This is a genomic window from Streptomyces sp. URMC 126, from assembly GCF_051386555.1.
Lineage (GTDB): Bacteria > Actinomycetota > Actinomycetes > Streptomycetales > Streptomycetaceae > Streptomyces.
In genome coordinates, this window is sequence record NZ_JBPQTX010000835.1 from 1 (window position 1) to 276 (window position 276).

Genomic DNA, 276 nt, shown 5'->3' on the forward strand with positions numbered 1-276 from the left:
GGCCGCAGGCGCGTACGAGCCGTTCGGTCGCGCGGTGCGCCAGTGCGAAACCGAGATGGTCGCCGGCGCCGGTCAGGCTTGTGTAGAGGACGTGCCGGATGCCGTCCCGGGCTGCGGCGTCCAGGGCGGCCGCGTGCCGCCCGATGACCCGGTCGTCCTCGGCGTAACCGGCGGAGACCAGCACCAGGGTCGATACGCCAGCGAGGTCGATGCCCGCGGGATCGTCGAAGTCGAGCGGCCGCATTCCGTCGCGTGGGGTGCGGCTGCGGCCTGTCG

At 73.6% G+C, this 276-nt stretch carries 1 pseudogene; it reads right to left on the reverse strand.

From position 1 onward, the window contains the following. Window positions 1–276, reverse strand: a pseudogene (locus ACSNOK_RS34140) (NmrA family transcriptional regulator); the annotation flags it as partial.